Raw genomic sequence first — 13,718 nt, 5'->3', positions numbered from 1 at the left:
TTCACGCTTTCGTTATAATATAGATACCATTTTTCTGCAATGATTTGAAATGGTATTTTCTACGCCGTTCTTCTTGTCAAAACATTCACATTACAGTATAATTAAGCCTATATCAAAACAACCACGCTTGGCTAGATCGCCAGCGTAAAAAGGAGAATTTTTAATGGCAGACGTCGAATCATTCCAACTCGACCATACAAAGGTCCTTGCCCCTTATGTCCGCTTAATTGGGGCTGAAACTGGCCCTAAAGGGGATGTTATCACTAACTTTGATGTTCGTTTGGTGCAACCTAATGAGCAAGAGATCCCAACGGCTGGCTTACATACCATTGAACATCTGATGGCGAGTCTTATTCGCGATCGCATTGATGGCATGATTGACTTCTCACCATTTGGCTGTCGCACTGGTTTCCATATGATTATGTGGGGAGAGCATTCGTCAGAAGAGATTGCTAAGGTCATTAAATCGTCTTTAGAGGCCATTGTTAATGTCATTGAATGGTCAGATGTTCCTGGCACAACGATTGAGTCTTGCGGTAATCACCGTGACCATTCACTTTGGACTGCTAAGGAGTGGTCAGCACTCATTCTTGAACGTGGTATCTCTAGTGATCCATTTATCAGAAAGGTAATCTAACCTCATGAATCAGACACGCAAACGCTTATCGATGCTTACGACTGCTGCACTTTTGACAGCACTTGCCATTCTCATTCCGCAAGTCATGCCCAAAATCGTGATTCCTCCAGCCAGCTTCACGCTTGCTAGTCATGTACCGATTATGATCGGTATGTTAATTTCGCCTGCTGTTGCGGTCATTGTCGCAGTCGGCTCAACGATTGGTTTCTTGATTTCTGGTTTACCAATTGAGATTACATTTCGCGCTGCAACGCATGTTATTTTCGCGCTCGTTGGTTCTCTTTTCCTTTGGAAACACCGCGACTACACGCACGGTGTTAAATTCCAGATTTTTAATGTCGTCATTGCTCTCATCCACACCTTAGCAGAAGTTGCAATCGTCTATATTCTTCTGACAACTGGTTTCAGCCATTTAGACGGTCGAAATCTTGGTTCCCTTCTGCTCATTCTTGGAATTGGTGGCTTTATTCACTCGCTGATTGATTTCAATATTGCTTTATTTATTGCGAAAGCAATCAATAGAGTCTACAAATTTGATATTTTTAATAATTAAAATAAAGATGCTGGGACAAAAATCCTCAGTCGCACAAAGAGAAAAGCAAACTAGGACAATCAAATTGATTGTGAGCTAGTTTGCTTTTCTCTTTCTTTTTCGTATTGTTTCTCAGAAAGATTACCGTTTTCGCACAATAAACGGCTTTTTTTACCAATTTCGCATTGTTTCTCAGAAAGATTACTGATTTCGCACAACAAACGGCTTTTTTATACGAAATTCGTATTGTTTCTGAGAAAGATTACCGTTTTCGCGCAACAAACGGCATTTTTTTACCAATTTCGTATTGTTTCCCAGAAAGATTACCGTTTTCGCTCAACAAACGGCATTTTTTTACTAATTTCGCATTGTTTCTCAGAAAGATTACCAATTTCACACAATAAACGGCATTTTTTTACTAATTTCGTATTGTTTCTGAGAAAGATTACCGTTTTCGCACAACAAACGGCTTTTTTATACGAAATTCGTATTGTTTCTCAGAAAGATTACCGTTTTCGCTCAACAAACGGCATTTTTTTACTAATTTCGTATTGTTTCTGAGAAAGATTACCGTTTTCGCACAACAAACGGCTTTTTTATACGAAATTCGTATTGTTTCTCAGAAAGATTACCGTTTTCGCACAACAAACGGCATTTTTTTACTAATTTCGTATTGTTTCTGAGAAAGATTACCGTTTTCGCACAATAAACGGCTTTTTTTTACCAATTTCGCATTGTTTCTCAGAAAGATTACCGTTTTCGCGCAACAAACGGCTTTTTTTTTCCAATTTAGTATTGTTTCCCAGAAAGATTACCGTTTTCGCACATCAAACGGTATTTTTTTACCAATTTCGCGCTGTTTCTCAAAACATAGCCGTGTTGCTTTACAATTTATAAAAAAAGAGAATAGAAATAGGCAATGAGCAATTCCAATTAACATCGAAAATTGTTCGTTGCCTATTTTTTAGAGATTTTTGTTCCAGTCTCTTTGTCTTTTCAAAACTTCGCGATTATGCATTTAATTGATTAATTATTGCCAAAATTTCTATAATCGAGACTGCATTTCTTTATAAATTTGCAACGCAATTTTTTTAGCTTTTCGGACTTTCTCTTGTTGTTCCGGATCGATTTCTTCTAATTGCTGCATTTTTTCGGCTGTCACAATTGTCTCTTCTGCAAGATTGACTTGTTGTGCTTTAGCTGCTTCCAATGCTTGTTCTTTTTGTAGTTGTTCCGTTTCAAGTTGATCTTTGAGTGTTTCCAAGCGTTTCAATGACGTCGTAAGATTGGCATTCTCTGTTTTACAATAAGCTATTTCTTTTTGAAGTCCTGGTTGACTATTTCGACATTTATCTTGAAGGTCAGACCTTTTCTGCAACAGCTCGTTATTTTCATCTTTTAGCTGTTCACCGCTCTCTTTTAGCTTTTGAATGTACGATTTTTGAGCTGCTATATCTTTTTCTACCTGATCTAGTGTCGGACGTAACGTTGAAAGAACACTCTGATAGTCTGCTAATACCTTGACCATTTCTGAATTAACTTTTCTACGTTTATTAAGAATAAATACACCCAATAAAACTAGGAGTACAATGAAAAAATCGGATATAAACACAAGATCCCTAGCCTGAACCTTACTCAATAAACTCACTTTAGGAGTATTGAGTGGGCTAAGGGTCGGCACTCGATTTGGAAAAAATATAAAGTGATTTTCAGCTCGATAATAAAGCAAGCCAACAAAAAGCAAACCACTTCCTAAAAAGGCAGTGCCTATTGAGATTACTTCTTGCTGGTACATTACTCTTAATCACCCCCTGATTACTGGGCGTTTTGGCTTCCGTTTCTTGAGGGGAAAATACCTTACCAAGAGATGCTTGCTCAACATGTCCGTTATTAAAGGCTTGAGATATGACCTCAAAATTCATAGACGGTAACAATGCTAGCAACATTGCAAAAGTCACAAGTTTAAATTTGTTTTTTCTTTGCATGAGATCTCCCTTACTTGTTTCTCACCAATAAATTAATTTTAAAAATTAGTTAGCTGGTGTGTCATCAAGAATCCAGGTGAAATCTGCTGTATACTTAGCTGCCCCAGCAACACCAGCAGGAACTGATAGTTTTACTGCTGTATCTTTCGTTGCGCCAGCTTTACCACCAAAGTCTAACAAATTATTCCCTGAACCATGTCCTGATGTTGCACCAAGAATCGTTGCTGATTGTACGCCTGGCGTCAAGGTAGTTGTTGCTGCAAATCGATCTGCTGGATTAGCTGTGCCATCGCCTTGAATTTCTGCATCGCCAAGGGTTACTTTTGCACCCGTCAGTGTGCCATGACCATTAGCAATAAGCGCCGCATTCGTAGTCGTAAAGTTAGTCATGGTCACTTTGACATTCCAACCTGAGAATGTCCCACGGTTATCTGCTACCTGAATGTAGTTGGTACGAGTTGTGCCATCATCCAGTTTTTGTGCAGCCGCATTATAAACTTCTGCCTGATTGCTGACTGTATGGCTACCAAAATCAAAACTTGACGCATAAACGATTGTCAAGCCATTATCTGGCATAGTTGGTCCACCAGGTGTTACTCCTGGTGGCTCTACTGGTACAACAGGTGTTTCTGGATCTTGCGGATCCACTGGTCCTGTTGTATCAGTTCCTGCAGTAAAGGTTACTGTACCTTTTGAATTATAATTTTGAGTTGTTAATGCGCTCGCACTTGTTGGCGCGATAGATGCTGCCAATAACGCAAGTGCTGCCAATGATAGGTATTTTACAGATGATTTTGACATAATAGTCACCTTTCTTAATGGATACAGCTAATTTTAATCCCCACACTGCCTTTAATAATTATGCAGGTGTATTTTTAGGCAAATCAGACAATATCCAATTTAATGTTGTTCGATAAGCTGTCGCATCTTTAGGTGTTGTACCAGGCACAAACAATGTAACATCTGGACTCAACCCTTCTTGCGTGAGATTCTCTTGGCTTCCCCAACGAATAACCCAAGTACCTGCTCCCTCACCTATTTCCGCTAGCGCAATCTGTGTCTCCACACCTGGAATCAGGCTTTGGATCATTTGAGATTTTGGCGCATATTGGTCATTAAGAGAGGCTGATACTGGATTATTAAAAGCAATTGCGGCTCCTTTTAGTTCTCGATATTTCTGAGGGCCTGTTGCAATTTGCGTAAATTGGGCTACTTCCTTCACTTTTAATTCCCAACCCGAGAATGTCCCACGTCTATCTGTTACTTGAACATAATTAGACGTTAAATCACCCGAATCAAAGTAACGTTGCGCTTTTGAAGCATAAGTCTGGTCTTGATTTGAAATATCGTGGGTGCCAAAATCAAAGCTTGACGCAAAATCAATGGTTAACGGACCATCTCCTCCAGGATTAGGTTTTGAACCATCTGGATTCTGAGGGGTCACGGGAAGTGTTGGATCTGGTATATTTGGATCTACTGGTGGTTGTGTACCGCCGCCTGTGCTAAAGCCCACAATTCCTTGTGAGTCATAGGATTGTGTTGTCGTCGCTTCTGCTTTAACAGCTAGACCCAATGAAATCAGGATGAGTGGTACACTTAACAAAGTTGTTATTTTCACAGCACCCTCCTTTTCATACTTAAATCGATTAAGCAAAGGGCTTAATTACCTGGTGTATTCGTTAATTTCCAGTTCAGTTCAGTTGTATAGGCTGTGGCTTTATTGGTACCTGCAACGACTTTAAGCGTAATCGGTGATGCTGTGGAAACAGCATCGTTACCAATGTGAACACCACCATTTTCTTGGTAATCTGCATTGCCACCAAGACCATAAACCCAAGTGCCCATACCTTGGTTAGCGCCTGCACCTAAGATTTTGACTTCTGCAGTGCCAATGACATACTTACCAGTCTTGACAAAGCCCGGTGTTGCAGTTGTCGTACCATCTGTAAAGCCTTTATCGAAAGCAAGTTCTGCCCCTGTTAAAGCTTCACCACTCGCATTTTTGAATTGATAGGCTTCTGCGACTGTCAAAGTCCAACCATCCCATGTCCCACGTGTATCTGATACTTGGACATAGTTAGGACGTGTGATATCGACCGTATTCCCGTCTTTATCTTTACTAATCCAATGTTCATGGGCATAATATGTTGTATCAAGTGATGAAATTTTTTGTTTACCAAAACTCAAACTTGATGCAAAATCAATAGACAGCGCCCCACCTGTACCTGGATCTGGCGGTGTACCATCCGGATCGGTTGGCCCTACTGGAATCGTTGGTGCCAATGGATCGACTGGTGTAATCGTTGTATTATCGCCTTCTTCAAAATTGACATAGCCATTAGATTTGTAATCACCACCTGTACTTAAAGCACTGGCATGACTTGCAAACATTGGGCCTACGATGAGACAAGCTGTTAATACTGAGGCTGATTTCAATACTCTTTTATTCATAATAATCTCCTTTGTGAGACATCACATCTTGAAACTGATGTTTTTAGAGGCCATCACTGTTTGTTGACTTACCTGCCCAAGCATTACCTGGTGTGGCTTGAAGACTCCAATACAACTCTGTTGTATAAGGCGCTGCTTTTTGAATCAAGCCAGCTGGTATTGTCAGAGTAATCGGTGATTTTGTCGCAACTTTTGAATTATCTGCTGTATTAGCAAGGTCTACAGATGTCGTATCATAAACAGTCAAATCAGCAAAGTTGTATAACCAAGTACCAGCACCTTCATTAGCTGCAGCAGATACAAGTTTAGTCGCAACACCTGGTGTCAGCGTACCAGCGGCAACAACATCACTTGGTGTACCAACTGTGATACTATTCCCACCGACAACATGGCCACCAGTAAATTTAATTTGAGCACCAGTAAGCGCATAGCCTGGAGCAGAAGCAAGTCCTGTCGTTAAATGAAGATCCGATTTTTGTGTCAATGTCAAAGTCCAACCTGCCAAATCACCTGACTGGTCAGTTACTTGCGTATAATTAGGGACTAATTTTTTAACACCGCTAGCTTTGTCTGTTACTTTATCAGGATGTGCAAAATATGTTTCTTGCGTAGTAGAAATTGATTGCGTCCCAAAGTAGAGTGTTGAACCATAGTCAACTGTTATATTACCCGGACTACCTGGATCTACTGGCGGATCAATTGGTATTACTGGTTTATCTGGATCTTCTGGATCCAATGGATCAACTGGACCTGTTCCTGCTTTCAATGTCAGGTTGGCACTCGTTGTATAGTCGCCACCAATTACTGTTGCGCTTGCGACTGGAGCTAGTGCAGCACCAGCAATCAATAGTGTTGCAAGTAAGGCGGATGATTTTAGCGTTACTTTTGTCATGGTTATTCCCTCCTAATTCCCCTCCATTTAGAAATATTTTTTTCAAATGGAATTTTCAATGATACTGATTATTAATTTTGTTTCATCGCCCCCTCTCCTTTGAATTTTTTATAAAAAGTCATCAGGAATAAAATTAGTATGCCAAATGAACTCGTTACCAATGATGCAGTAGCACTATCCCCTGTTTGGGGAAGAATAATATTTTTAGCTGGCACATCTCCAGTAATAGGAAGAGGTTCCTCAGTATTCGGTAGTTCCTCAGACTTTGGTATCTCCCAAGTACCAGTAAATCCGACATCCCCTTGTGATTGATATTCTGTCTCATCTGCATGAGCAAATGATACGGGAATCAATAGTAACAAAAGGCATAACACTAAAATATTTTTCTTATTCAAAGTTACTCACCCCTCTTTCTTGACGTAAACTTCAATGATTTAAACAACTTAGCCTAATCTTAAAAACTAATATATTTTTTATAGCACTCAAACCAACATATCACGCATCAAAGTTGCTCTCATCTAACAAACAATTATAGCTTTCCACTCCTTTCTATAAGGATTTTTTCACACATGATATGTCTATTTGTGCCACATTTAACTCATGAACTATTCATAAAACCTTTATGACATCATATCTACACATAAATCATAACACAATACTTTTTTTTACAAGATAATGTAAATAAAAAAGAATACATTCAAAATTAAATGACAAATAATAACGTTTTTTGCAACAAAATATAAATAAAAAAAACCACAAAAACCGCTCAACAAAAGCATTTATAGTCATTCCAAAGCCATTAATATCATTTTAAAATTTAATAATAAACTAGTGATAAATAACAAAAAAAAAGAACGAATGATACATTTTTACGACCTAATCATGACTTAATATGTTAGTTTTAATGAAATCTTAGCCTTTTTCATAAATTGTCACTTGGTAACGATAGCTCTTACGACATTACTATAGATAGTTCCCATCTATTTTTAACCATAAAAAAAGCAAGACCGGTAATTGTCTTGCTTTCTTCACGCTATTAGAATAGCTTTAATTCACTGTTTTTGTTACATTTTTATCCCCATTATTTTCACCATCATCCCGACGGCGTTTCCATAAAATGAAGAAGATAAAGAATAGTGCTAGGAGAAGGAGAAGGGCACCTACCCAGATTGTCCAGTTTTGGTACCATGGTTCTGGTTTAATAGTCACATCTTTGGCGTTAAGTTTTCGGGCTGTTTCGCCAGAAATAGTGAAATCTTGTGTGAACTGCCATTGATACTCAAATTTTTGCGTTTTACCCTGGGCATCTTGACAGGTGTACTGTCCCGTATCACTTTTTTGACCGTACACAGTCATGGTAAGACGGTATTTACCTGCCGCAATCCGATTTCCCTCTCCAATGCTGATGGGGTAATCAAAATTTGTATTAGGTGCCATCTGCATCATTTCTTTATCAACTGTATAAGACAATTTTGTGTTGCTTAAGCCTTTAACTGTGGCTTTTACATACATCTGATTTAGGTAGCCTGAGTTAGGATTTTGGAGATTGGCATTGATCACATTACGATAGTTGACTTGACCTGGTAGGACACTGGTCAATTTTAAATCAGGTGCAACTGGCGTTGTATCTTGCTGCATGAGCAAGCCCACGACATAGGCATATTTGTTTTGAATACTAATACCTTTAGATTTGCTACTAGCCGTATCGGAATCTTTTTCCTTAAAGGTAATTCCGCCTGCTATCACACCACTAACTGACTCATTAGGCATGGTCACTTCAACCTTGACCTGTTGGCTTGAATTGGGCGCCAGTGTTATTTCTGCGGGGATTTTCGCATAATCTGTGATATTGTATTTTAAGGTTTTGTCGTGCTTGATATCATTGGGCGAGTACTCAATCACCCCATTAATATTAGTCGTTGCACTAGCTATCATTTCCTCAACGACAACTGTTCTTTCTGTCGAATTGGTCAATGTCAACGTCAATTCTTGCGACTGACCCGGTGCCATTTTCAGATTGAAATAACCACTTTTCCCAATTTGGTTCTCTGGTAAAATTGGGGTAACTGAAAAATTAAACTCATTAGCTCGAACAACCTGACCTAATCCCCCCATCATCATAACAGTTACCATCACCATCATAACTTGTAAACATTTTTTAAGTTTCTCATATTCCCTTCTCCTAACACAATACTTTCATTTTAATTCTTTTTTATCACATCATAAATAATAAGTCCGGTGTACCAAACGGTTGACCATTTGGTACAAAATCACGCGCTTCTACTCGCCTGTTTAATTGCCAGGAACGGCGTTCAGCGTCCAAGTGATTGCACCCTGATAAGTGCCGACAATTTGATGCTGAACCGGAATGTTCAATTGAACACCCTGTCCAGTATCTGTATGCCAATTTTGACTCAAATTAAACGTTCCTGTTGTAGTTGCTGTATTCGCATAAACCTGCAGTGCCGCACCCGTAATCGGCTGGCTGCTTACCCCATCGTTAAAAATCAGATAAGCACTCAAATCATTGCCATTTGAAACACCCTGAAGGTCTGAAGATTGCCTAACCGTCACAGACCAAGGTTTCAAATCACTTCCTGTCCGAGTATCGGTTACCATCACATCACTTGATGGCGCTTGTAGCCAAGCGACCAATGGACTTGGCTTAACTGTCAAGGTTCCAAAATCATAAGTGGCTGGCGCCGTTAAGCGGATGGAGCCTATAATGACATTAATCGAAATGTCTTTTGAGACCCCATTATAAGTGTAAGTCACTGGGAGTGTATCAGCCGCTGAAATACCTTGTAGACTGGCGATTAAGCCTGTCGGAGTTGAAATTGTTGGGGCAGCGACCGTCCCATCTGCCAAGAAGCCTAGTGCATAGGTCCAGTTAGTATCCAAATCAGTTTGACCTGTCAACTCATTGGCGTCATCACTTGATAAGACCGTGTCATAAGCATTGACCGCAGATTGGTGATCCGCTGAAATGACTGCAGCTGATGGCACAACGACTAGATTTGTTTGTGCAGTATTTGCGCCCAAACTCCAGGTCATTGGAACCTGAGCATAAGCTTTGCCCGCGACATTTGTCGCTGCTGACGTTGGGTTTTGCACCGTTGTCCCAGCCGTGTTGAGGGTTGAGAGAATATCAGCTGTCACTGTAATGTCAGACATGACCCCGACACCTGTCAAATCCGCCATGTTTTGCAACTGCGTTAACGTAAGTGCTGCAGCATCTGTAGAAGTTAAGATATAATCTCCTGCACTGATTGACGTCGTATCATCTGTCACGACATTCTGAATGATATAGCTACCAAATAAAGCCTGATCATTTGTCCCATTCTGTTGATTGCCAACGAAGTAGTCGCTTGTGTTAAAGCTCCGTGTTGCGCCAGTTGTTCCGGCACTTGTATCAAAGTTGGGATTTGTTGTTGGATAGCTATTTAGCACACGCCCATCAAAGCCAGAAGCTGTTCTAGACTTAACATAGGCTGGTGCTGTCGTTGCAAAGCTAAAAGGATCGGTTGTCGGATCGGTGTAATTCATCACATACATAACTTCTAATTTGCTAACATTAGTATCTTCTGTAACAGATGCCCAGGCTGACATACCTGCTACTGGCGATCCAGTTGTCACGCCAGACAAGTGATGTTGCCAGTAGCCGGAATCTATCGCCCCGGTCATATTATAGACACGAATTTGTCCAGGGACAACATAGCCAATCCAGCTTGGACTCGTTGGTGAAGCAACCGAACTCGTTGTATAGTCACCCAGAAAAGCATAGTTATTGGTCGCATCAACTCCAGAAAAGTTGGCTGGAGTGATGTTAACCGCCCCTGAATTAGTTGCAGCATTACCACCATTAAAGGTCAGCACCGGGAAACCTTTTTGGTTACCCCAGTAAGCACCACTATAGGTATTGGTGATACTAACAGGAGGTGTTCCGGTTGGTTGCCAGAACAGATTACCATTGTTGGACGTCATATCCAAGTCTGATAGGTTAATGATTCCTGGCGCTTGCATATAAGGAGTTGAAATCGTTGCATTTTGATCAACGGTAAGCTTGCTACCTGAAATTAGGGATGACGTACTTGTCACACTGAGCACTGCCCCCTCATCTATCTGAATGGTGCCATGCTTAGAGTAAGTAGCAGCATGATTAGCTGCTGTTGCACTATTGCCATTTTTAAAAGAGCCTGAGACAACTACCGTTGATTGCGAAGTTATTTCCGCGCTGTTGAAATTAACTAGTGAGCCATTGATTGTAATCGGATTGTGAGAAGTGTTATCCCCTAAGGTCATGATTGCTTGCTTGGTATTCGCTGCTGCTTTAGTATCTGTTAAATCATCCCCACTGCCACCTGATGATACGGTACCTGAAATCGTCGTACCATCTCCAATATTAATATTGGTATTATACAATTGACCTGCCGTCGGTATAGCTGCAAAGTTGGTGGCATAGACTGAACCGATCGTATTGCCATCCGCATTAATCGTGATATTAATCGTGCCGATATTGATATTAGTACTTTTATCTTGACCTGCGCCATAAACAACGGCACCGTTCAAAGCATCGCCTGAAGACGAGTTGGCATAAATATTTAGATTAATACTATTAGCAGTACCAGAACCAATATGATTATTATCATTTCCGACGCCACTGCCACCTGAGAGGTTGGTCTTTGAAGGTAATTTAAAGGTTGCACCTGTTGGACCTGTCAAGTCAAGGTTAAGTGTCGTATTACCCAGAACATAAGAACTGCCGTCATAAAATGGGCCACCACAGAGCTGCTTGGTTCCCGACCGTGGGCTACCAGAAAAGTCGCCACCATAGACATTGACCGTTGAATTTCCAGCAATTGTTTCTGTACCTGCACTACCATAGTTGCCACCGGCTATCGCATTAATCGTTCCATTATAAACATTGACTGTGGCATTTCCTGTATCATAGAGGTCACTCCATGAGCCACCTGATAAGAACCAGTCGACTTGTCCCATGTTCACTTGTGCAGTTACTGAGCCCCATCTGGTTGTGCCACAATAGCCACCTCCTTCCAGTGTATCTACGATGCCACCATTGAGAATATTGTAGGCATTTCCGACCTGACTACCATTAGCTTGACCGCCATAGGTCCAGCGTGCAACATCGTTATTATGGATGAGATAACAGTCGCCATTTTGTAAGAAAGCTTGTTTATAGGACCATACTGTGCCACCTCCGCCAAAAACATCCCAACCAGAGTTATCGGCTGTGCTGTTACTTGTCTTACTATAGGCGATACTGCCTTTAGCAACAAGGGTCGTCTCAGCAGTTCCTCCCAATTCTGAGCAAAAGACGACCCCTGGGCCTCCAACAGAGTTATCCGCATTAGAGGTGCCTAGTTCAAGTACAGATTGGCCTTGAAGATAACCGTTTGAGCTAGCACCATAAGAATAGCCCGTCCAGTCATTATAGCCACCACCTGAAGTCGTAGACATCACACCCGATTGTTCCCAGGTGTAGATATCGCCATAGATAGCATTACTGGTAATCGTTTGGGCATTAGCAATGACAGTACTCGCTGGTATTTGGGCATAGGCTTTCGCATCTGATACACCAACACTAGCATCTAAACCTGTCGTTTTACTATCCAAGCCCCACTGGGCTGCTGAAATTTTTAAGGAATCATGCCCATTTCCTCCGACAACGCCATAGACTGCACCTGCTGTTCCTGTCGTAAAGGCCGATTTGATGTAATTGGTAATATTAGCATAGATGAGGCCTTGCGCTGAAGCTGTCGTACTCGTTGCACTGCTGTAGTTACTATTTGTCCCACCATTGGCTCCGACAAAGAGTGCTTGACCAGTCGTAAAGGCTGAAGTATCATAGCTGTTTGAAATGACATTCCCACCACCTGAAGTGCCGATATTCCCTCGGAAAGAGCCCCCAAGATAATTTGAAAATGTCGTCTGAGTGCCATTAATATTACTTGAATTTCCTGTCCAGCCACCAAGACCTGTTAAGGTATTGTAAATCGTGCCTGTAATATTGCCATAGCAAGCACCACCTAGGTAAAGTTGATAATGTGCGCTAGTGCTAGTTGAATTCACATAGGTCGTTACTGTCCCATTGACCGTAACTGGGGAAGCCGATGTGCCGACACCGCCACCATAGATATTGGTAACTTGTGCCGCTATCGCACCATTTATATCGAGATTAGTGTTGCCTGAAATCGTAGCACCTGCTGCGCTACCGCCTGATACTGTTGCAAGCGTTGATGATGCTTGAGTAATTGTGACATGAGTATCCCCTGAAATCATGCCGCCAGTAGCGTTGCCGCCGTAGATACTCCAACCCGCTGTATTTCCTGTTGCCCCGATATAGACATTGGTATCGCCAGTAATCGCCGTGCTATCAGTGCCACCATAGATGCTGACCGCACCCGTAATCCATGACCCGTTGGTGGTCGCAAAGGCGTTGCCTTGGGCATAAATTGTTTTACTAGCCGCCGATACAGTGACATTACGAAAGACTGTCGGCACGCCAAAGTAAGTATTAGTTGGTAAGGTGATGGTATAGTTAGTTCCTGATGCTTGTGCCGTGTTAGAACTTGCCAGATTATCCGCAGAATTGGAGATCCAGGTCAAACTCTTGGCATGGCCTACTAGGGTACTAAAGGTCATACTAGTAGCACTTGGTGTCGCAACAGGTGCTTTGGCCGCTGAATTACTTAACGACATAGTGGCCCCAAAATAAAGTACAAAATCTGAGGTATCAGCATTTGTAGCACTATACATGGCATACAGGGCTTGCTGTACACCAGCGTCCGTAGCGGGATAGCTCCCTAAAATCGTACCGTTCTGGATAGCCGTGACCTGACTTGTAGGTAAGGTTAGGCCGTTGATACTTGATTGCCAAACAAAAGCATTAGGTGCCAGCGCATCGACAACTGGATTTTGAGGGAGAGCCGGTCTGCTAGGTTGCGTTGCCGTTTGACCACTAAAGGTACGATTCATCGGAGCAGTTGTTTTAAGAAGTGGCTGCTGCTTTGATGTTGTTGCGTTTACTGCTTGAGGTGACAAGACTTTACTAAGAGATGTCTGCGCTACATAGCCTTCTTGGAAGATGTGGTAGGCAGTCTCTAAGTTCATAGACGGGAGCAACGCTAACAACATTGCAAGAGTCACAAGTTTAAATTTGTTTTTTCTTGACATGATATCTCCCTTTCTTGTTTCTCACCG

Annotated in this window: 10 protein-coding genes; 2 read left to right on the top strand and 8 right to left on the bottom strand. The window is 41.5% G+C overall.

Annotated features, from left to right (window positions below; translation table 11 throughout):
* Positions 1 to 163: 163 nt before the first annotated feature.
* Together HZR21_RS02060 and HZR21_RS02055 are read left to right on the top strand one after the other, a co-directional pair.
* Positions 164 to 637: an S-ribosylhomocysteine lyase gene (locus HZR21_RS02060; RefSeq protein WP_180745992.1), complete on the top strand. Its 474-nt coding sequence runs from the start codon at positions 164 to 166 to the stop codon at positions 635 to 637.
* A gap of 4 nt (positions 638 to 641) precedes the next feature.
* Complete coding sequence (locus tag HZR21_RS02055) at positions 642 to 1,190, top strand: hypothetical protein (protein ID WP_003138483.1); 549 nt, start codon at positions 642 to 644, stop codon at positions 1,188 to 1,190.
* Positions 1,191 to 2,214: 1,024 nt separating this feature from the next.
* Here HZR21_RS02055 and HZR21_RS02050 read toward each other — a convergent pair.
* From HZR21_RS02050 to HZR21_RS02015, 8 genes are all read right to left on the bottom strand, one after another.
* Positions 2,215 to 2,964, bottom strand: a complete 750-nt coding sequence (locus HZR21_RS02050; RefSeq protein WP_180745991.1) for a hypothetical protein — start codon at positions 2,962 to 2,964, stop codon at positions 2,215 to 2,217.
* A 235-nt stretch (positions 2,965 to 3,199) separates the two neighbouring features.
* Positions 3,200 to 3,955, bottom strand: a complete 756-nt coding sequence (locus HZR21_RS02045) for a WxL domain-containing protein (protein WP_180745989.1) — start codon at positions 3,953 to 3,955, stop codon at positions 3,200 to 3,202.
* Between the two features lie 58 nt (positions 3,956 to 4,013).
* Positions 4,014 to 4,772: a WxL domain-containing protein gene (locus HZR21_RS02040; RefSeq protein ID WP_310592551.1), complete on the bottom strand. Its 759-nt coding sequence runs from the start codon at positions 4,770 to 4,772 to the stop codon at positions 4,014 to 4,016.
* A gap of 41 nt (positions 4,773 to 4,813) precedes the next feature.
* Complete coding sequence (locus tag HZR21_RS02035) at positions 4,814 to 5,605, bottom strand: WxL domain-containing protein (protein ID WP_180745987.1); 792 nt, start codon at positions 5,603 to 5,605, stop codon at positions 4,814 to 4,816.
* A gap of 43 nt (positions 5,606 to 5,648) precedes the next feature.
* Complete coding sequence (locus tag HZR21_RS02030) at positions 5,649 to 6,497, bottom strand: WxL domain-containing protein (protein ID WP_180745985.1); 849 nt, start codon at positions 6,495 to 6,497, stop codon at positions 5,649 to 5,651.
* Positions 6,498 to 6,568: 71 nt separating this feature from the next.
* A complete protein-coding gene (locus HZR21_RS02025) occupies positions 6,569 to 6,892 on the bottom strand; it encodes an LPXTG cell wall anchor domain-containing protein (RefSeq protein WP_180745983.1) in 324 nt (107 codons plus the stop codon).
* A 652-nt stretch (positions 6,893 to 7,544) separates the two neighbouring features.
* A complete protein-coding gene (locus HZR21_RS02020) occupies positions 7,545 to 8,630 on the bottom strand; it encodes a WxLIP family cell surface protein (RefSeq protein ID WP_246307775.1) in 1,086 nt (361 codons plus the stop codon).
* Between the two features lie 159 nt (positions 8,631 to 8,789).
* On the bottom strand, positions 8,790 to 13,691 hold the full coding sequence (locus tag HZR21_RS02015) for a beta strand repeat-containing protein (RefSeq protein ID WP_180745981.1): 4,902 nt from the start codon (positions 13,689 to 13,691) through the stop codon (positions 8,790 to 8,792).
* Between the last annotated feature and the right edge of the window lie 27 nt (positions 13,692 to 13,718).

Origin of the sequence: Pseudolactococcus laudensis (assembly GCF_013449735.1) — a bacterium.
Lineage (GTDB): Bacteria > Bacillota > Bacilli > Lactobacillales > Streptococcaceae > Pseudolactococcus > Pseudolactococcus laudensis.
The sequence above is the reverse complement of the archived record's forward strand: the minus strand, read 5'-3'. Positions and strand labels throughout refer to the sequence as shown.